Origin of the sequence: Neolewinella aurantiaca (assembly GCF_008014675.1) — a bacterium.
Taxonomy (GTDB): domain Bacteria; phylum Bacteroidota; class Bacteroidia; order Chitinophagales; family Saprospiraceae; genus Neolewinella; species Neolewinella aurantiaca.
The window spans coordinates 35,169-55,328 of record NZ_VOXD01000001.1 but is presented as its reverse complement, the minus strand read 5'-3'; the positions used below and the strand labels follow the sequence as shown (position 1 = coordinate 55,328).

The following is a 20,160-nucleotide window of genomic DNA, read 5'->3' as shown; positions in this document are numbered from 1 at the left end:
TTGTAGTGCACCTGCGGCCGCGCCCGGTTACCCTTTATAATTGAAACTATCAAAAGTATCCGTCAGCGTCAGCCGGCCACGATCATTCTCGGCCAAACGTCCTCCGGCCACTTTGGCGTCGTGTTCGAGCAGTAACGTCCAGTCTCCGGCCAGGGCGTCTCTGAGCAGCCGTTTCTTCTCCTCCAGCGTGCTCAGCGGGCGGACGTCGAAAGCCATCACCCAGGGCAAACTGAGGTGAGCGGCGCTGGGGATCAGGTCTGCACAATAAGCCAGTTTGCGCCCGTCGGGCAGGTCGATCAAGGGCAACTGCATAGCCTCAGTGTGGCCATATACGGTCCGCAGGCGAATCCCTGACAGCCACTCAAAATCAGAATCCTGATCGGGAAGAAAACGGAGTTTGCCGCTGTCCTTCAGAGGGTTCAGGTTAGAAGGTAAAAAACTGGCGGCTTCGCGTGCATTAGGCGTATTGGCCCAGTTCCAGTGTTTTCCGCTTACCCAATGCGTTGCGTTGGGGAAAGTGAGGTGCGCCTTCCCCTTTTCGTCGAGGTAGCTTGCTCCCCCCACATGGTCGAAGTGTAAATGGGTGAACAGGACGTCGGTAATTTCTTCAGGCCGGATCATGGCTTCTTTCAGCCCGGAGGCCAACACCTGCGGTACACTCGGATTAAAATGCTTGCGGAAACGCTCGTCGTCTTTTTCCCCGATTCCGGTGTCTACCAGTATTTTACGGCCATCACCTGTCTCTATCAACAGACACCGCATGGCCCAGGTACAGCGGTTGGTTCCCGGCTCCGGTGGGTATGCCTTGCTCCATACCGATTGAGGGACGACACCAAACATGGCTCCGCCATCTAACTCAAGGGTGCCGGCAAGGACCGTTGTTAACCTTGTTATCAAATCATTTTTCATCTATACGACTTAATCTGTTCGCTGTGTTGCTTAACGTTGTTTCTTTCACCCTGACACCAATCCGGTTCCGGACACAGGGAGGCAGACGTGGGCAAATTACTAATTAAAAGTTATCCCTGAAGATTAGTTTGGACATACGCCAGAATTGCTATAATTTAGCACCATATTTAAACGCCTTAAAACCCAAACAAATGCGTATCCTCTCCATCCTCTTTTTCGCGCTCGCCTGCACTTTAGGCAGCCTTTCAGCGCAAAGCATCGGCCTCCGAGCTGGCGCCAACTCCTCCAGCCTCAAGTTCGAATCCGATGGTATTTCCATTACTTACGACGCCAAAGTCAAGCTCATGTTTGGCGCATTTTTCGACCTACCGGTAGCAGACCGCCTCCTCCTCTCCCCCGAAGTAAGCTACCTGGGCCGGGGCTACAAGTATTCCGAAGACTTTTTCGGCCCAGACCTGGACAGCGAAGCGACCATCAACTACATCGACCTGGGCGTCCTGGCTAAATACCAACTCGTAGACAATGAGTCCATCGGTGTTTACATCGGAGCCGGCCCCGTCCTCGGATATGCCCTCAGTGGTACATCTGAATTTGGTGGTGTAAAGGAAGACATCGAATTTGATGACGAAGACGGTTTCAACCGAACTTACCTCAGCCTCGCGGGCGTTGGCGGTGTCACTTTTGCGAAAAATTTCTTCGTTGAGGCGCGTTACATGCTTGGTCTCAGCTCCTTAAATGAGGAGGAAGGTAACGATGTAAAGGCTAAATGGAATTCCATCGGCATCAACGCTGGTGTCCGCCTTCCGATCGGACAATAAGATCAAAGGACTCAGGGCTTAGAAGCGAACCACAAGCCTGTCAACGGTAACGAAACCAATTCCATGCTTGTGTTATTCGATTGATCTTTCCCTACATGCCGGTGCCCTGTCGATTATCTCGGCAGGGCACTTGTTCTTTTGGCACGATACAATCCGCAAATTCTGTTCAGGATAACCAGCCTACCTCCCCTCTCAGCGCTATAAAGCCCAGCAACGCAATTAGTGGGCCTACCCAGCAGGACAATACAAAACCATAATAGTTATGGGTTACCCGGCTCGGCTGAATCCATTCCACGATGTAACTGATAAGCCACACAAAAAAGGCTATGCTTCCCAGAATGACTGCCAGCATAAACCCTGCATACTCATCGAATAAGAGCAGCAAGCCATAGATAATCACCTGGCCGAGAATCATCAGGATTGTATTCATACAGAGGTCACTATCGTATAATCAGGCAACCACATACTGCTGCACAGCCTGAAGTTTCGGGAGAATAAAAGGCGGTTACTTCTTTTTGGTCAGGTTTGCCCGTGGCTGTACCCGGCTGAGCAGGTGTTTGCCGACAGCTTCTCCCTGCGTTACGCCGTAATCGATAGCAGGGCGGTAATGAATGCCACCGTACAGTCGGCTGAGGGCGGCTTCCTCACTAGCCTCCAGGAAACTGTTGTAACTGCGCTCCGGCAGGTCGTACTCTACTTCAGAGTCATCAGTGAAGGCGAAGTCATCACCAAAGATGTCGGTCAGGACGACGGCGCAGGCGCGGCTCACGACACTGTGCCCTGAGGTGTGCTCGGGGAAGGGAGGTGTTTGGAGCAGCGGGCGCCAGTCTTCGTCGAGGTGACGGTTGATGAAGGTTTCCGGACGAACAAGGCTCGAGCGGTACTTCTCATCCCAGCAACTGATAAAGCCATCGTGCATCGCCATACTGGTCATTGCGTAGGCGTGGGTGGTGGTTTTAAAATCAGCACCGGCTTTACGGGCAGCGATAGCGGCGATATTGATCCAGTGGCCACCAGGCGTAATCTTCTTAGTGGCAAACATTACGTGGCCTACGTGGTGGCTCACGTAAGGGTTACAGTCCCAAAACTGGGCGATTGCGGTTCGCTCTTCCCGTTCTGAATCATCTTCAGTTTTGAGTGCGTTGTAGACTTCCTCGACTTCAGTCCACCAGTCACTCCCCTTCTCTTCGCTGTATTTGGTTGGGGGAAGCGGCTTGAACTGATCGGAGCGATCGAGGGCGAAAGGGCGGATTTTGGACCAGCTGGGCTCGATGCCATCCATATAATCCGGAGGAGTAGGTTGCCACTTGCTGGGATCGGCGGAAATCGAATACTTGGGGAAGGTACGCGACTGCTTGTAGGTATCGCCGTCGTACCATTTAATGACGTGATCGGCCACAGCGTGGCCGTAATCGATGGAAGCCTGCAGGGTGGCGGCCGGGACTTTGATGGCGGCGAATTCTTTGAAGATCTCGTCCTCGAAAGCTTCGATCTTTTCTTCGCTGAAGATGAGGCTCTTGCCAACTTTGAGTTGGGCAGCGACGGCGGCGATGGGGTAAGCGATCTCAACATCGCCCGACACATCTGCGGGCTGAGGTAACGGCTGGAGGTGAGGAATCTGACCAGCGAGGGTATTCAGGCCTGGGTCTCCGGCAGCGAACGCTTCGTAGCCCGCGATGCTGGAGTAAGCGTAAATACGGCCCGCCTGCGGCGGGCTGAAGATGTCGTGAACGATCACATCGGTCAGTTTCTTCACCGAGCGGTGGTAAAACTCCGGCTGGGCTACTTCTTCCTGAAAGTTGGGATTTACTTCTTCTCCGCAGGAGAGAAACAAGCCTGTAAGAACAAGCAGTGAACAGATTCGACTTAGTATCTTCATAGTTCTGAGACAGTTTTTATTTCCGATTGAATGGTTGAGAGCGCTCTCTTTCGATCAGGCAAAGATAAGCCATTGCCCGGGAGGGTGAGGCCGGGGCGGGAGATCATCATTTTCAGGTTTACGAAGTCTTGATGTTTTTCAACACCCATTTAGAGTACTGTTCATCATGCCTCAGCGTGATCTGACCGGTAAGAACACCCTACGGGCTAAAGCCCGGAAAAAGCGCAGCCTGAAGGCTGCCGAACAGCAATTGCTTATCTTGATCAATAAAAAATCATGCAACGTCGAAACGCCCTCCGCCTTACCGCCGCCCTACCTCTCCTGGCAGCAGAGGTCTCCGCTTGTGCTACGACAGCCAATGCTCCTAAACCTTCCACGGCACCTGCTGCCGAGCCCTTCAAACTGGCCTTTGCTCCGCACGCAGGCATGTTTAAGGCGCACGCAGGAGCAGACATCCTTGATCAGATTCAGTGGGCCGCCGACCAGGGCTTTACGGCCTGGGAAGACAACGGCATGCTCAACCGGACGCCGGAACTACAAGCTCAAATCGGAGATCTGCTCGCCAAAAACAACATGCGAATGGGCGTGTTCGTGGCTAACAAAATCAACTGGAAAGAACCTACCCTCGTGCTCGGCGCCGGTATTCACCGCGAAGAATTCCTGCAAAGCATCCGCGACTCCGTCGAGGTTGCCAAACGCTGCAACGCCAAATGGATGACTGTCGTCCCCGGCTTCACCGACCTGCGCCTCGAACCCTTTTACCAATTCGCCAACGTTATGGAAACCCTTAAACAGGGTGCTGCCATTCTGGAGCCGCACGGCCTCACCATCGTACTCGAGCCCCTGAATTACCGCAACCACCCCGGCCTTTTCCTGACCAAGGCGGCGCAGGCTTACGCTTTGTGTAAGGCTGTCGACAGTCCGGCCTGTAAAATTCTGTTCGATATCTACCACCAGCAAATTCAGGAAGGCAACCTGATCCCCAATATCGATGCTGCGTGGGACGAGATCGCTTATTACCAGATCGGCGACAATCCCGGCCGCAAAGAACCAACAACGGGGGAAATCAATTACGAACGTGTACTTGCGCACATTCACAGCAAAGGCTTTACTGGCATCTACGGAATGGAACACGGAAACAGCATGGACGGTAAAGCAGGAGAACTGGCTGTGATGGAGGCTTACCGAAAAGTGGACGCTCGGTAGTAGGTAGTGGGTAGAGTGTAGAAGGTAGTTGGTAGTGGCTGCCACACGTTGGAGGCTACGATCATAACGACCATGTTGTTTAACTCTGACTCGTCCGATTGCCTGATTAGGTAGTGCTGCTGAACCGGATATCCGCACAGCACTACCTACTACATTCCACGCACTACATTCTACCCGGCCTTACGCAAAGCTAAATCAGTTTATAGCTGGTTGCAATTTGCTCGCTCAGGACATCCTTGAGCACTTCTGCGGCATCGAGGATGAGTTGTTCGTTGGAGGGGAATTCCACCGGGCGGTTACCGATGTTTCGGGCCGAAGCGGAGCTGAGTGCACGGCGGTCTCCCTGAAAAGTCGAAGCGTAGTTTTCGAAATTTGCCTGAGCGGTCAGTTCTCCCTGATCGACTATGCGGCGGTTGCGAACGTCGTAAAGCTCGAAGCCGGCAGTTACGGACGCCACTTTAGTTTGCAGCACCTCGATCACATCGGCGCGGACAATTACTTCTTTGGGTTGGGTAATGTCATTGCCCAGACTGTCTTTTGCGACGTTGCCATTTTCGTCGAGCACGTACTCAGTGCCGTCCGTTATTTCTTTTTCGTCGGTGTACTGCCGTTCGCTGCTGCGCTCGGGGCTCACATCGATGTTGCGCATGATGATCCGGGCTACGTAATCGTACTGCCGGTCGGGTTTGCGGGTGGTTTCGAATTTCCGCCAACGGTCCTCCATATTTACGGCGTTGATGCGGAAAAGAGCTTCTTCGAAACCGGCAGGAAGGTAGGCTCCGCTTTCGTTGCGCATCTCGACGGTGATGTAGAGCATGCCCAGCTCTTCGGCTTCAGTCATGTAGAGGTTGGCGCCTTTGTAGCCCTGGCGGTAGTACGCAATGCCCTCAAAAGTCTCGTAGGCTTCGCGCGCGGCGGCTTTATCGCCCTGCCGGCCGAGTTCGAGTAGCCGCTCGCCTTCGAGGTACATTTGCTCAGCGGCTTTGCCCGCTGCATCGTTCAACTGGCTGTTGACTTCCACGAACCGCAACACGGCCTGATGGCCATCCTTATCTATCAGCGGCGTGAGGGGCCTCACTTCGTCGGCCCGGTTTCTTATGCTTCGGTAATAGCTATGAATCTGCTTCCAATCTGGGTTTCCGCTGGTTTCTATACGGCGTGCCCTGGTGAGGTCTTCGTCGTTAGCTTTGTTGAAGGCCGTTTCTAAGGCAGCCACGTATTTTGGGCTTTTGTTCCGTTCTCCGACAAGTTTTCGTTTGGCCACCTGAATGGTTTCATCGTAGTTCCCCTGGTCCACCAGGGTTTGTACTTTAGGTCCGCAGGAAACGGTAGTCAGGCAAAACAGCCCCATCAAGAGCAAGTAAATCAGGTTTCTCATAAAGCAATGGGTTGATCACTATGCAAACATAGTATTTTTGGGTCTCGGGCTGTGTTATGGTAAAGTTATGCTTCAAAATCCAACACTCTTGCGGGTGAAGCGTTCCTCTATCCGGGCGCGGCGCGCAGGTACCTGGTTTGGTTGAAGTGCAGGCCTCGCTCAGCCGCCGCCCCGCCGACAAAAGACTAATATACAATTTCCCTACCTTCGCGCCAACCCTTCCCCCATGGCAAAACCTACCAACATCTGGACCCCGCTGCTCTTCGCCCTTACGCTCGCGATCGGCTTGTTTATCGGTTACCGCTTGCAAAGCAGTGCTCCCCTGATCGCTACCGGCACGGATTCCTCCGGAGGAGGACGCGTGGAAGAACTGCTTCGTTTCATCGAAGCCCGTTATGTTGATGATGCTGACACCGACAACCTCCACGAGGTAGCCATCGAGGCAGTACTCTCCGAACTGGATCCGCACAGCAGCTACATCCCGGCGGATGAGTTGCTGGCCCTTACTGAATCCATGGAGGGAAACTTTGAAGGGATAGGCATTGAATTTCTGGTTGTCGACGACACCATAACCGTGGTATCCGTTTTGCCCGACGGACCAAGTTCCGTGGCCGGCCTTCAGTCCGGAGATCAGATCCTCATGGTGGAGGACAGCCTCGTAACGGGCGTGAACGAGCACGGCATCGACCCCGCCAGTCTGATGCGGGGCGTCAGCAATACCGACGTAAACATCACCGTGCGCCGCCCCGGCGAGCCCGAACTGATCGGATTCAACATCACCCGCGGGCCAATTCCCGTATACAGCGTAGACGCCGCTTACAACCTCAACGAATCTACCAGCTACGTCAAAATCAACCGCTTCAGCGCAACGACCTACGATGAATTCGTGAAAGCTCTGGAAGAAAATATGGAGAACGGCGGTACCCGCAACCTCGTCATTGACCTGCGCGACAACCCCGGGGGCTACCTCCAGCAGGCCACCAAGATCCTCAGTCAGTTGTTTCCTCAGAAAGGGCAACTGCTGGTGTACACCGAAGGACGCAACTCCCGCCGGGTGGAATACAAAACCAACGGCCGCGCGTTCTACAACATTCAGAACGTTGCTGTTTTGATTGACGAAGGCTCCGCCAGCGCCAGTGAAATCATTGCAGGAGCAGTTCAGGACCGGGACCGCGGCATTGTTGTCGGCCGCCGTAGTTTCGGTAAAGGTTTGGTGCAGGAACAATACCCACTCAGCGATGGCTCAGCTCTCCGGCTAACGGTTGCGCGCTACTATACGCCCTCAGGGCGCAGTATCCAACGCTCTTATGAAGATGGAGAAGACGACTACCGCTCCGACCTCAACCGGCGGTTCAATAACGGAGAACTAACCGGCGGCTCTGAAGCAGTTCAGGATAGTTCAGAAATTTACTACACCAACTCCGGCCACGCCGTCTTTGGTGGTGGAGGCATCACGCCCGATTACTTCGTCCCGCTCGATACTTCCCTCAACAACGAGACTTTCCTTCGTCTCCGGCAGCAGGTTCCGGCTTACCTGTTCCAGTACATCCGGGAGAACCCATCTCTCAAGCAGTACGAAACTCTGGAAGACTTTCTTGCCGGTTACCGCCTGCAACTGGATGACGTCATCCCCGAACTAACCAAGCGCGCACTTCAGGATTACGACGAGGGGATCGGCCCCCTGCCGGCCCGCCTCCGCCCAGAGCTCGCCCTGTTCTTCCGCGCCCGGTTGGCGCGTCAGTTGTTCGACAACTCTGCTTTCTTTCAGGTCCTCAACGAAGAAGACCCTGTGGTACTCGAAGCGCTGCGGTTAATGGAAGAACCAGACGTGATGATTGCCGCGCGGCCGGGAACGGAGCAAGAGTAAGTCTGGTCGAAGCATGCTCCGCGTGCGAGCGGCAGGAGCTGCCTGCAGCAGCGAGTTTGTAGTTCGACAACCACAGCATATGGAATCTTCGATTAATGTCACCTTCGAAGTTCAGAAAGCAGAAAGCCATCTGCGGTACCCCCAAATAATCTAACGAGGAAAAACATTTGGAAGTAGCTCTTTGCGCACAGACGATACGTGTTTTGAGGACCGAACTCTAACAATCTACTGTGTAAAATCGCGCCCGGAGAGTGCATCGGCCGGGGCTACTTCAGCGCCCAGCGCCAGCCAACGAAAAACCTGCGTCCCTGGTTGGAAGCATAAACGTACGTGGGGTCGAACGTGAGCGCCTGCGGGTTACCGGGCGTAGCCAACGCCTGGCCCTCAGCGTCGAATTCGACCTCACGGTCAAAAGGATCGAAGGCCCGGGCGATACTGTTCGCCGGAGGCGTATAATTCAGCAGGTTTTTCACCCCTCCGTACATCTCCATGCCATTGAGGAAAGTCTTAGAGAGTTGCAGATTCTGAGTCGAGAACCATGGCGATTGAGCCGGGCGCTCATCCAGTTCGCCGAGTAGCGGCAGGTCCATCGGGCCGTAGACGTTGCCCGTATAATCAATCTTCATTTGGTAGCGAAGCAGAGGAACACTCAAACGCCATACGCCGGAGACCGACTCGGTCAGTAATTGCCGCTCTTTGACACCATCCTCGTCGGTGTAGACATCCTGAACGGTAAGCCCCACATTGAGGTTGGTACCTTTCCGGAAGCTCACATCGGAGCTTAAACTGAAGCCACGAGACACCGCTGAGCCGTCGAGGTTAGCGTAGATGATAGCGTTAGGGTTCGTTTCGTAATCCGGCAGAATCCGGTTAGTGAAGTAGGTATAGAAGGCCGACCCATCGAGACTGAGAACGGTCCCGCTGTGCGAAAATATTTTTTTAGTGTAATTCAGGTTTGCGTTCCAACTGGTTTCAGGCAGAAGTTCGTCTTCGAAGATAACATCACGCGCTCCCGAGAGTGCTGCGTGGTCTTCGGTGAACACGTTGGCGACCCGGTAGCCGTTGCCAATGCTCAGGCGTACCACATCCTTCGAGCTCTTCGAGTTCCATTTGTAGTTGAGGCGCGGCGTAACGATGCTGCCGTGCAGCGAATTGTAATCGTACCGCAGGCCGAGGAGTAGTACATCGCGGCTGCCAAGACGAATTTCGTCCTGAAGGAAGGCACCAGGCAGGTGAATGAGCGATGGTTTGTTGGTACCGATGTCATCCCCAAAACCAGCCGTCACCGGTGTATTATCGTCGTACCAGGTATAGCGGTAAGAAGCGCCGAGCAATACATCGTGGCTGCCAAATAAGGTTTTATTCCAACTCAACTGACCGAAGCCAACATACTGAGTGGCATCGTAGAAGGTTTCTCCGTAGACCGAATTCTGGTCGTGGCCATTGGCCGAAAACTGAAACATCACCCTATCCCTGACGGGGAGCTGGTAAGTGCCGAATGCCTCCCAGCGGTTGGTGTAAATGCTTTCGCCGTACACCTCATTTCCTCCCCTATGCAGGGCCCGGTCCCAGTTTAACTGCCCGCCAAAGCGATCTTCGTATACATAGCGACCGGCAATGGTAAACACCCTACCCTCCGCGCGGTCAAAAGACCATTTATTGAAGACGGAGATGCGGTCCTGCAGTGTCAGATCCGTAAAACCGTCTCCGTTGTTGTCAATCGGGTTTTGGTAACGAAAATAGTTGACGCCCAGCAGAGAATGAGCTTTGCCACCAACGGTTGCCTTGAACCCAAGGTCGGTGTTCAGTTCGCCCCAGCCAGATGCCATCACATCAGCAGAGAACGCTGGTGCATTGTCCGGATTTTTGGTAATTACGTTGATAAGCCCACCTACTGCTTCTGATCCGTAGAGCGTCGATGCGGGCCCTTTCACTACTTCAATCCTGTCAATCAGGCTTTGCGGAATGCCCGTGAGCCCGTAAACCGTGCTCAGGCCCGAAACGATAGGCATACCGTCGATGAGTACCATGGTATACGGGCCTTCAAGACCGTTGATGTGAATATCGCCGGTATTGCAAACCGCACAGTTGAGTTGTGGCCGGACACCATTGACGGTTTGCAGGCTTTCGAATACGCTCGGCGTCGGGTTGGAGCGGAAAAAATTTGCGGTGTACACCTCCACCGGAACCGGACTGTTGGTTCGGCTAACTGCTTTCATCGTACCGGTAACGACTACCTCCTCTATGGTTTCTCCCGTGGCCACCAGCACTACCTCTACCCTTTCGGTTATGTCTGCAGCGAGTTCGACAGATATGGTTTGCTGCGCAAACCCAAGTGCCGAAACAATCAGTTCCACACGCCCGGCCCGGAGATTCTCCAGAAGGAAATCACCGTCTTCGTTCGCCAGTACGCCCACGCCCTCGGCGGGAACACCAACAGAGGCAAAGGGAACGGTGTCGCCTTCTCCGTCAATGATCCGACCTGTGATCGTTGCCGACTGAGCAATCAAAACATTAAAAAGAAAAAGCTGAATGAGTAAAAAAACAAAACGCATTGATGTGTTTTTTGGCGCGAACGCGGGTGCAAAAATGGGTTCTCGGGCTGGTTGAACTTTCAACCGGCAACTCCCTCGCGACAAAGATACATTCTCCTAAAATAAAAGTTAGTCTATTCTAACATTTAATTTCTCACAGGCTTATTCGGATACTGCTTTGCAGTATTTTCCTTTTTATCCTGTGCTGATTACCCGCCCTGCACCTGCGGCCGCGCCCCGGATATTGTTACAATCCGTTTTTTGGCTACCAGGGACCGGATTCCCACTTATGCGATGATGGCCAACGGGCTGGTGCTTCGCCAATTGCCCCGGGTGAAATCCGGAAACTCCTGGGGAGCTCCTCCGTTAGCAACCGAAGCTTCCGACAATGGAGCGACGGCACTCCAGAGGCACCCTTCGTACACGTTTTGGTCGAGCGGCAATCCTTTTTGCAGGCACTCTACGATCCGGTACATCATGATGCCATCCATGCCACCGTGTCCTGATCCTTCGGCTGCCGCGACGAGTCGTTTGTAAAGCGGATGATCGTATTTGTCGCGCAATTCGGCGAGTTGCTCGCCCTGCGCCCAGCTGTGGTGGCTATCGGTGGCACCCGGCACCCCGCCTTCGAGCGCAACACGGGTCGGGAAGCCGGCCAGGCAGCCTCTTGTCCCCTGAATAAGGTTGTGTCGGCTGTACGGGCGGGGGCTGGTTTCATCCCACTGCACCATGATCGTCCGGCCGAGCGCCGTTTTGATGATGGAGGTATTGAGGTCGCCGCCTTTGTAATCGAGTTTGTTCCATTTGTGGTCGGCTGCGTAATTTTTTTCCGCGTACAGCTGGCGTCCACGGGCCGGGGTGGAATAAGACACAATGCTCTGAAAGTTATCGTCGGTCCGGCCAATGTTCATGTACTGCGCCACGGGCCCGAGGCCGTGGGTTGGGTACAGGTTTCCGTTGCGGTTGGCGTAATGATGGGTTCGCCAGGATCCGGTGCCCCGCTCCTGCTCTTCCATCTGGAACCGTAGTTCGTGGATGTAAGCCGCCTCGGCGTGCAGCGGCTCTCCGATCACGCCCTGTCTAACCATGTTGAGGAACATCAGCTCGTCGCGGCTGTAGTTCACGTTTTCCATCATCATGCAGTGCTTACGGGTCCGCTCGGAGGTATTCACCATTGCCCACATTTCATCGATGGTTACCGCGATGGGAACTTCAACGAATGCATGGGCACCGCCTTCCATCGCCGCAATCGCCATCGGGGCATGGTTGGCCCAGTTGGTGGCGATGAAGACAACGTCGGGCTTCACTTCGGCCAGCATCGCTTTCCAGCGGTTTTCACCACCGTAGTAGGTCTCTATTTCCTGATGGCGGGTCCCCTTCCCTACCTCTTCGGCGACCTTTTTCCATTTCATCACATTGTCTTCGTACAGGTCGCTGATGGCGACCACCCGGGTATTGGGCAGGCCGGCGAGAAACTTCAGGTGGTAGCCACCCCGGGCGCCTACGCCGATGAAGGCGGCGCGCAGGTCGGGAATGGGCGGGGCGGCGTAGTCGCCCATGTATTCGCCTTCGCGGGCGGGCACCTGTTTGGCCGCCGTGCAGTCCGACAATAGTCCTCCGGCGACGAGTGCGGCTCCGGAGAGGGATGATTTCTTAAGAAAGTTTCGGCGGCTGGTGGGCTTCATCTTACGGTTGCTTTGGTGAAAACGCAAGATAGAGTTATATCCCAAAGGCGCTTTGCCATGTAAATGACAATACCGGATTAGCCTCAGTACACTAGGCGTGCAGAAGTTGACGAAGAAAACGAAGGAGCATTACTACGCTTTAAAGTACCCAATGGAGCCTCCCACCCAGGTCTTATCCTTATTGTACTTCACGCCGATCATTTCTCCCTTCGAGAGACGAACGAGATTGTTGACCAGACGGGGCCGTTCTTCGTCTTCGGGCCAGACGAACATCATCCGGATTTCTACCCGTGCCGGGTCATCCAGGGTTTCTACCAATGGCAGGTAATTCACTTTTTTCTGCAGGATGAAGTGCTCAGGCTGCTCAATGGCGGCGATTTTTTGAGCCGTGGGGTGCAGGTCTACTCCGGCCCCGGCAAAACTGTAAAGTGGTTTCAGGACGTAATCTTCAAGGTTGTCCGGCAGTTCGGTCACTTCATGCAGGAAGCGGGTATCGGGCACAAACTTGCTGTCGATCATCGGCAGGGTGTACTTACTCAAGAGAAAGAACCAGTTCGGGTGGCCGGCCCACTCTACGTCCACCTCCTCGATCATGTTGAAGGTGCGCTTCAGGTCCGTACGAAGTTTGAGCTCATCGAAGATCACCCGGTTGTAAATCCGCTTCACCTCATGTCGTTCGCCATCGATCCGGTGGTATAGTTTACCGTTCTCGAGCTCTACGTCACTGATGCAGACTTCCGCAATGCCAAGTTCTGCGCAGCAGACGATGAAGTCAATTCTGGTGTTCTGGCCTACGGGGTCTACCTCCAGCAGAATTACGTTTTCCGGAGCGTGATCTCCGAGGATGGCTTTCCGAAAAATGCGGAGGTATTCTTCTTCGTCAATCCCGCCAAACAGGCACGTACGATCATCGGGGATCGGATAGAACTTCCGGTAGCTGCGGTTGAGCAGAAACTGGAAAAAGTACAGCGATGGAAACCCCTGGCACTCGATCAGCTGCGGAGCAATTCCGCCATCCTCCCCTTCGCAAATCCCAAAGTCGAACTGCATGAACAGGGGGTGTTCGTTTTGCCCGGGCACGAATTCTCCGGGAGGGATGGCGGCACGGGAACGCTCCGCAAAATCTTCGCGGGTAACGACCGCAAGGATGTCGTCACAGGCAGTCAGCAAATCGCGTTTCAGCGTATCGGGGATGAACACCGGCGTTTCGGCGACGTGGAAGTTAGGTCGGTGATTGTACTGATTGCTCAGCCATTCCAACATGGCGGTATAATTAGCTTCAGTGAAATCAGCATTGAATTTACGGCGGAGGTCCTTGATCATTATGGGGGGGTATTGGTTGACACGCTTTACTGTTCGGCAGCCAGTTCCCTTAACGGAGTCTTTGGCCCGATGTTTGCCCCCCAAAGATCAATAAAAGATAGTTTGTTCCGGTTTTTTCAGCTCAATACGTTGCGCTCCGGGCTGAAAATCTTTCAGGCTCGTCCGCAACACTTCATAACGCCCATATACGATTTTGGCTTTTTCTGCGGCATCGCAGGACGCTGGCCGGTAAAACCCGTTCAACTGAGCGTCGATGGCGTTCGACAGTTTCAGGTCGTACTGAAACAACCCGCAGACTTCAGAGCTCTCAAAGCGAAGACCGGTGAAATAATACTCATCGTTCACTTTCCGGTCGAAGTGGTAATCGTACCTGCCGTTGGCCATCGCAACGCGAAAACTCAGCTTGTCCTTTGAGGCATTTATTTCTTCGATGCGGGGAACGAGTTCATCGGTCAGCATACTCTCGCTGCCGAGGGTGTAGAAAGCTTTCCAGCCATCGTTCGTCATTCGTTCCATTACGAGGGTCGCCTCCCCTGAGGCCGACTTGCTCATTCTTCCGCGCAGCAACAGGTTATCGCGCTCGGCTACGCTCACCTCAAGGAGGACTTCGTCGTCGGCCTTTCCGTCTTCCGGATTTTCCGGAAGAACAGGTACTGAGAAATGATAGAAAATGCTTTCACGGTAAGAGGTTCCCATTTCGTTTGCCGACTGAGAGCGGTTGTAGTTGGTTGCGGTAATTTGCCATCCTTCCCGTCTCAGTTCATCGAGCAGGTCGTGGACCATTCTCAGGTCGAAGCGGTCGGTGCCCGGCACGATGGTATAGTTCTTAAACACAGCCGGTCTCCGGTCATAGTTCGCCTGGGTTACGTACCGATATTTCTGGAAACGCGTACTGCTGGAAAGTGAAAGCTCCCAGGTCCCGTCTCCGAATTCGACGAGCAGACTCGCGGAGCCGCGTGGAATTCCGGTTGATCCGGCGTCTGTTTGGGCGAAAACGCAGGTGCAAAGAAGGGATAAGAAAAGCAGGGTTAATAATCGGGGCATAGGTAAAGGGTATTTGTTCTGAATCAACGTTAGGCGGAGACCGGGTTCCAAAGCAAAACAACGAAGACGACAGACAAAGCCATCGCTTCCTTTGCCCTCTGGATTCCTGTCTTCAAATCTCACATTAAATTAGACTACGCTGACGTCCTGCAATACTCCATGCCAGACATTTAACCAGACTTTAAGAAAAGTCATCCCCGATTCAGACGAACACCTCAAACTGAAAGATTGGCCTTAGCCAATCACGCCGTCATCGTCCATATCCAGCTGGAATACCTTTTCGAGCAGGCGGAACATTTTGGGATGATGCTCGGCAAAGGCCGCCGGGCGGTTGAAGAAATACTCGGCTACTACGGCGAAGAATTCGGCTTTATTGGTGGTCGCATAATCGTCGATATCGGATTCCCCGCGCTCGATAGCTTCCATTTCGCTGCGGATCATCTCCAACCAGGGGAGAACGTAACTATTGTCCATAAAATAGGCGGGGATACCATCGGTATCTCCGTCGGCTTTATCCAGCAAATGGGCAAACTCGTGGATTCCGGTGTTGCCTCTGCCCGCATGTTCGAAGCCCTGGTGGAGGGACGGCCGCGAAAGCAATAATTTTCCGTTCATGAATCCGCCACCCACCATGCCGGCAACGCGGCGGTCGGCACCGGTTGTAGCGAAGTCTCCTTCGCGAAAGGAAGTTTTGTACAGCAGAACCTCGTTCAGCTTCGGGTACTGGTTCCACTTCAAAAAACCGAAGGTAGGGATGATGCCGCTCGCCGCTACGTACACCCGGTCAGTTTCGGTCACCTCGGTACCGATACCCGTTATCTCGACCCTGCGCAGGAAGTCCCGCATTCGCTGACGGAATCGGCTCTTGTCTTCGTCGTCCAGTTCACGGTAATAGTTGACTTTTTCTTCGAGGGTGTCCCGCCAGGTTTCCTTGAACTCGGGCAGCGGCTCCAGCGGTTTGGGGCGAAAGATCCAGTACAGCAATGCTGCGAAAAGGACGACGACCGCAATGGCGGCCAGGATGATGGAAGTAGACAATTACGGAAGGTTTAGCATTCCTCTAACCCCGGTTGCTGGTGATCTGTTGACTTCAGCGTACTTTTTGCTGTGACCCCGATTACTTTTTTTCCTACCTTGACCCGTCGTTAACAAACAATCGATCCCACATGCACAGCTTCTCAAAAAACCTTATTTGCACCTGCGTCCTCGCGCTGATGTGTTCCTTCCTGAGCGCCCAACAGTTCAGCGCGCTCCTTATCACCGAAACGGCCGGCTGGCAGCACGAGAGCAGTTTCGACGCCATTCCGGCAATGCACAAGCTGGCATCCCGACACGATTTCAAAGTGGAGCTGAAACAAAAAGCGATGCGCTTAAACGACGAGTGGTTGGCTAAATACGACGTGATTATCATGATCAACACTACCGGTGATGTTTTCAACGACGCCGAGCAAGCTGCCATCGAGAAATTCATCCAGGCCGGTAAGGGTTGGGTAGGTGTTCATGCCGCCTCCGATACCGAATACGACTGGAAATGGTACACGGATATGGTGGGCCATATGTTTAAAATCCACCCTGTAGTTCAAACCGCAATGGTGGATGTTCACGACAATAGCTTCCCCGGACTGAACACCTGGCCCAAACGCCGGATGTGGACCGACGAATTCTACGAATATAAAGACGGAACCCGCAGACCCGGATTCAACTACCTCATTACCGTAGACGAAACCACCTATAATACAGAGGCTCAATGGGGAGACAACAAATCGCGCGGGCATGGTGATTTCCACCCAATGTCATGGTACCACAATTATGATGGAGGACGTGCATGGTACACCAACTTCGGGCACGTTCCGGCTGTATTCAGCGACAAAGACTTCCTCGATCACCTCTACGGAGGCATTTTCTGGGCGGCGAAGGGGAAGAAGTAATTGGTTCGTTGGGGCGTTGGTTCGTTGGAGTTAGCACGTCTCAAAATTCCAACGCCCCAACGAACCAATTACTTTCAGACGATCCCGTTTTTGACAGCATAAAGGACGAGTCCAACGATGTTGCGCGACCCGGTCTTGTCCTGTAGGCTCCGACGGTGTCCTTCTACCGTACGGGCGCTGATGAAGAGTTTTTCGGCGATCTCCTTGCTGGTGAACTCCTGGCAAATGAGGCAGAGGACCTGACGTTCTCGCTCGGTTATTTCGGGCCCGCCGTAACTGGCGGAATCTGACTTTTGGCGCCCTCCTTTGAGCAGTGCCTTGGAGACGTAATCGCGGAAGTAGATGCCCTCCTGGGCAACCCTTTCCACGGCAGTGCGTACCACCTCGGGGTTCTCATCTTTGAGCAAAAAACCACTCGCCCCTTCTTGCATAAGGTGATTGATGAGCCGGTCGTTGTCGTGCATGGTCAGCATGATGACATGAACCTCTGGATACTTTTCTTTGATCAGTTTCAGGGTTTCGATACCGTCCATTATGGGCATCTCGACGTCGAGGATTACGACGTCAACTGGCTCGAAGGCGAGGCGTTCGAAAAACTGTTTGCCGTTGCCCGCCTCAAAAACGACGTTGAAATTTTCATTGTCGGACAGGATCATCCGTAAGCCTCCGCGAAATAGTTTCTGATCATCGACCAATGCGATGCGAATAGGAGTGGTGGAAGTCATGGTATGCAGGTTATTCATGTGAACAGTATTTCGCTAACAGGGTCCTTGTTTTCTATGTCGTTAATGTCACGGTAACGGTGAGGCCATTGCCGGGAGAGGTCGTGGATTTCAAATTCCCCCCGATCAGGGAAACACGGCTCTCGATGTTGCGCAGTCCGAGACCGACGCTTTCTATAGCTGCGGGGTCGAAACCTTTTCCATCATCAGCGTAAACAAAGCTGAAGCTGTCCTGCTTTTGCCCGATGGATACATCGATGGTTTTAGCCTTGGCGTGCTTCAGGGTGTTGTTGAAAAGCTCCTGCAGTACGCGGTAAATGGCCACTTCCTTTTTAGGATCGAGCCTTACATCCGTGTCAGAACGGAAGTTAACCTTTATTCCGCCGCTCTTATTGATTCGTTCACACATATCTTCAGCGGCGGCCTGAAGTCCGAACTTTTCAAGTGTGGGAGGCAACAGATCGTGGGTGATCCGGCGGGTATTCTGGATCATTTCGTCGAGGATGGAAAGTGCCTGGTCTCTTATTTCTGTATTTTTTTCGATGGGTGCATCAGCCTTAAGCTGACGCAGATAAAGCCGGGTAGCGGACAGCAGGCTGCCAATATCGTCGTGGAGGTCTCCGGCAATTCGGCGTCGTTCTGCCTCCTGTACTTCTACTGCAGCTATCAGCAATTCCTTCTGATGTGCCTTTTCTTCCTCTTCTCTTTTTCTTTCCTGCGCGAAGATTCGCCGCTGATACACCACGAAAAACACCACGAGAGCGATGCTTAACAAGACCATGCCAAATATTCCGGCAAGGAATAAGTTCAGGTACTCTCCGCTAAGATTGGCTAAAACAATCATTTTCGTTAATTAGGTGACCTGTGTTTATTTTCATCATGAGGATTAAGAAAGATTGCTATCGTGAAGAAAACATAAAGCAAAACCGTCACGATAGAATTGATCCGGTAAATCGAGTAAAAGAAGTCACGGTCGTAAGTGATAAAATTCAAACCTATCCAGAGTAAAAAATTCCCGGCGAAATAGATCAACAGCCCCGAGCTGACCCAAAACATCGGCTTTCTTTCGATGTAGTAGTCGGTAAGAGTACGCAGCAGGTAAAGGAAGTAGCCCACAGAAAGGATGATGCCCGCAATCGAATAAAGGCCTACAATCTTGCTGGGAAAAACCTCCAGCCCTCCCTCCGAAATGATGTTCAGGATAACGAGAATCAAGAACGCCAACGGTAGAAGCCAGCGCAAAAATCTGTACTTTCCATGATCCAGGTACTCTGAAAAAAACCTGGTAAGTAAAAAAAACAAGACCGGAGTAAGCAGATGGTACCAGGGTGAATTGGTCTCATCGTTGAATAGATTTTTGAGGTCATTGTCGGTGGAGCAGTGCTCCATTAACAAAGAATATCCGGAAAAAAATATGATCTTAAGGTGTACAGGATGCCTGAAATGGCCTGTGATCAAAGCTACTATAATTGGCAGTAGCAGCGTCTTACGACTGACTGATCTCCATGTCCATTCCAATGCCCAAAAGTCAGGATTGTACAAATAGTCTATCATAGTTCTTTTGGAGGCGGTTCAGGGCCTCCAAAGTCATAAAAGGTATCCCCTTCGCTGTTTGCAGTACTATTGATTCCTGCCATTCGCGGACTTTCGGCATTCTTCAGAACATCCTTCACCTCGATGACGGGACGAAAGCTGAAAGGGTGCTGCCAAACAGCCATACCGTTGCCCATATGTACATCGAGCATGGGGGCATCGCTCTTGAGGCTGTTCAGAATATCTTGGTAGATACTTGCACTTTCGGCTTCGGCAAAACGATAAGACCGTACTCTTTTACCGAGTACTTTGGATACCGCAGTAAAGGGCTCAGCCAGGACTTCTTCAGGCAATTCCATCCAGCTGTGGATGAATAAATAAGCTCCGGCCGCCGAAAGCGCGTTCTTGTCGCTTTCGGTTCCTTCGCCCATCGTTTCGCTGAAGCGGCTGTTTTTCTCCCAAATAAGCTCTACGCTTCCGGCGTAATCGTCCGCACAAAGTTGCTGCCCTTTGGCCGGGTAGTGATTCAGCGCCTGCATGAAGAGCGTAAATGCGGGGTACTCCGGAATTTCATCGGTGAGCAAATCCTTACGCAAACCGAGGTGAATTTTGAAATGGAAGTCCTTTGTGGGCATTCCCTCTTCATTGGTCACGACGTTGCTGATGAGGTCCTCCATGTCCTCGCGGCCGATCCGGTAGGTTACAACGCGCTCACTCTGACATTCTTCATCATCGTACGCGTAAAAGGCCCGCGGCAGGTCTTCCTGGCGGCAGCGCTGCCAATTTTTGACAGCGTCTTCCACAGCAATGTGTTCTCGTTCAATCATCAAAATCTAAATTATGGGTGGGTGTATTTCTGGAGGGTTGCGCTCGCAAGAAAGGCCAGTGCAACCCTGCATTACAAGGCACCAGGTCCAAAATAGGTATTTATACCTATTCAATACCGTATTTCTACCTACAAATGCGCGATAGAAGGGGGTAAAATGCCGAAGCCACCCTAAATCGATGGCTTCGGCGACAAAAATTCGTTCAAGGGAGTATAATTTTCAAAGTATGACTGATTTGTACAGCGAGCCAATTGCACCGATCCGAACGCCCCGGCAGGTGCTGCACCGTGTAGCAAACATGGGTTAGGGAGCTAACACAGCTCCGACAGATTAATGAATTGCCCGCAATAACGAACCGTTCCTGCTGATTTCGCAGGCACCTGGTGTAAATCCAGGTACTTTCCCTCGCTCAAACGGGTAATTCCACTCATCGGCGACTTACTGCAACCAGACCACTAAGGGCGCAAACGCAGGTGCCGGGCGTGGTTTTAACAGGCTCCGTATAGC

The 20,160-nt window shown here is 52.9% G+C and carries 17 protein-coding genes; 4 read left to right on the top strand and 13 right to left on the bottom strand.

Annotated elements, in window-relative coordinates; translation table 11 throughout:
- Window positions 1-27: 27 nt before the first annotated feature.
- Window positions 28-909, bottom strand: coding sequence for an MBL fold metallo-hydrolase (locus FUA23_RS00215; RefSeq protein WP_147928682.1), 882 nt, complete (start codon window positions 907-909; stop codon window positions 28-30).
- A gap of 191 nt (window positions 910-1,100) precedes the next feature.
- Between FUA23_RS00215 and FUA23_RS00210 the strand changes: the two genes are divergently transcribed.
- Window positions 1,101-1,727, top strand: coding sequence for a porin family protein (locus tag FUA23_RS00210; RefSeq protein ID WP_147928681.1), 627 nt, complete (start codon window positions 1,101-1,103; stop codon window positions 1,725-1,727).
- A 166-nt stretch (window positions 1,728-1,893) separates the two neighbouring features.
- Here the strand turns inward: FUA23_RS00210 and FUA23_RS00205 are convergent, their stop codons facing one another.
- Together FUA23_RS00205 and FUA23_RS00200 are read right to left on the bottom strand one after the other, a co-directional pair.
- Window positions 1,894-2,157: a hypothetical protein gene (locus FUA23_RS00205; protein WP_147928680.1), complete on the bottom strand. Its 264-nt coding sequence runs from the start codon at window positions 2,155-2,157 to the stop codon at window positions 1,894-1,896.
- A gap of 75 nt (window positions 2,158-2,232) precedes the next feature.
- On the bottom strand, window positions 2,233-3,606 hold the full coding sequence (locus FUA23_RS00200; RefSeq protein ID WP_147928679.1) for a vanadium-dependent haloperoxidase: 1,374 nt from the start codon (window positions 3,604-3,606) through the stop codon (window positions 2,233-2,235).
- A gap of 276 nt (window positions 3,607-3,882) precedes the next feature.
- Here FUA23_RS00200 and FUA23_RS00195 point away from each other — a divergent pair, with 276 nt between their 5' ends.
- Window positions 3,883-4,812, top strand: a complete 930-nt coding sequence (locus FUA23_RS00195; RefSeq protein ID WP_147928678.1) for a hydroxypyruvate isomerase family protein — start codon at window positions 3,883-3,885, stop codon at window positions 4,810-4,812.
- Between the two features lie 190 nt (window positions 4,813-5,002).
- Here FUA23_RS00195 and FUA23_RS00190 read toward each other — a convergent pair whose 3' ends face one another.
- Window positions 5,003-6,190 (bottom strand): hypothetical protein, encoded by a 1,188-nt coding sequence (locus tag FUA23_RS00190; RefSeq protein ID WP_147928677.1) that lies wholly within the window; start codon window positions 6,188-6,190, stop codon window positions 5,003-5,005.
- 226 nt (window positions 6,191-6,416) lie between these two features.
- Between FUA23_RS00190 and FUA23_RS00185 the strand changes: the two genes are divergently transcribed.
- The gene (locus FUA23_RS00185) at window positions 6,417-8,057 is read left to right on the top strand and encodes a S41 family peptidase (protein ID WP_147928676.1); all 1,641 of its coding nucleotides are present in this window, start codon (window positions 6,417-6,419) and stop codon (window positions 8,055-8,057) included.
- A 266-nt stretch (window positions 8,058-8,323) separates the two neighbouring features.
- Here the strand turns inward: FUA23_RS00185 and FUA23_RS00180 are convergent, their stop codons facing one another.
- The 5 genes from FUA23_RS00180 to FUA23_RS00160 form a co-directional block, all read right to left on the bottom strand.
- Complete coding sequence (locus tag FUA23_RS00180) at window positions 8,324-10,612, bottom strand: TonB-dependent receptor (RefSeq protein WP_147928675.1); 2,289 nt, start codon at window positions 10,610-10,612, stop codon at window positions 8,324-8,326.
- A 266-nt stretch (window positions 10,613-10,878) separates the two neighbouring features.
- Window positions 10,879-12,276: a Gfo/Idh/MocA family protein gene (locus tag FUA23_RS00175; protein WP_147928877.1), complete on the bottom strand. Its 1,398-nt coding sequence runs from the start codon at window positions 12,274-12,276 to the stop codon at window positions 10,879-10,881.
- A 132-nt stretch (window positions 12,277-12,408) separates the two neighbouring features.
- Window positions 12,409-13,599 carry a hypothetical protein gene (locus FUA23_RS00170; RefSeq protein ID WP_147928674.1) on the bottom strand — a complete coding sequence of 397 codons (1,191 nt, stop codon included), beginning with the start codon at window positions 13,597-13,599 and terminating at the stop codon, window positions 12,409-12,411.
- A gap of 87 nt (window positions 13,600-13,686) precedes the next feature.
- Window positions 13,687-14,643 carry a hypothetical protein gene (locus tag FUA23_RS00165; protein ID WP_147928673.1) on the bottom strand — a complete coding sequence of 319 codons (957 nt, stop codon included), beginning with the start codon at window positions 14,641-14,643 and terminating at the stop codon, window positions 13,687-13,689.
- 234 nt (window positions 14,644-14,877) lie between these two features.
- Complete coding sequence (locus FUA23_RS00160) at window positions 14,878-15,681, bottom strand: M90 family metallopeptidase (RefSeq protein WP_222706975.1); 804 nt, start codon at window positions 15,679-15,681, stop codon at window positions 14,878-14,880.
- 128 nt (window positions 15,682-15,809) lie between these two features.
- Between FUA23_RS00160 and FUA23_RS00155 the strand changes: the two genes are divergently transcribed.
- Window positions 15,810-16,571, top strand: a complete 762-nt coding sequence (locus tag FUA23_RS00155; RefSeq protein ID WP_147928672.1) for a ThuA domain-containing protein — start codon at window positions 15,810-15,812, stop codon at window positions 16,569-16,571.
- A 74-nt stretch (window positions 16,572-16,645) separates the two neighbouring features.
- Here FUA23_RS00155 and FUA23_RS00150 read toward each other — a convergent pair whose 3' ends face one another.
- The 4 genes from FUA23_RS00150 to FUA23_RS00135 form a co-directional block, all read right to left on the bottom strand.
- A complete protein-coding gene (locus tag FUA23_RS00150; protein WP_246143947.1) occupies window positions 16,646-17,314 on the bottom strand; it encodes a response regulator transcription factor in 669 nt (222 codons plus the stop codon).
- A 34-nt stretch (window positions 17,315-17,348) separates the two neighbouring features.
- Window positions 17,349-18,137 (bottom strand): sensor histidine kinase, encoded by a 789-nt coding sequence (locus FUA23_RS00145; RefSeq protein WP_147928671.1) that lies wholly within the window; start codon window positions 18,135-18,137, stop codon window positions 17,349-17,351.
- 5 nt (window positions 18,138-18,142) lie between these two features.
- Window positions 18,143-18,535, bottom strand: a complete 393-nt coding sequence (locus FUA23_RS00140; protein ID WP_147928670.1) for a hypothetical protein — start codon at window positions 18,533-18,535, stop codon at window positions 18,143-18,145.
- 308 nt (window positions 18,536-18,843) lie between these two features.
- The gene (locus FUA23_RS00135; protein ID WP_147928669.1) at window positions 18,844-19,653 is read right to left on the bottom strand and encodes a hypothetical protein; all 810 of its coding nucleotides are present in this window, start codon (window positions 19,651-19,653) and stop codon (window positions 18,844-18,846) included.
- Window positions 19,654-20,160: the final 507 nt, after the last annotated feature.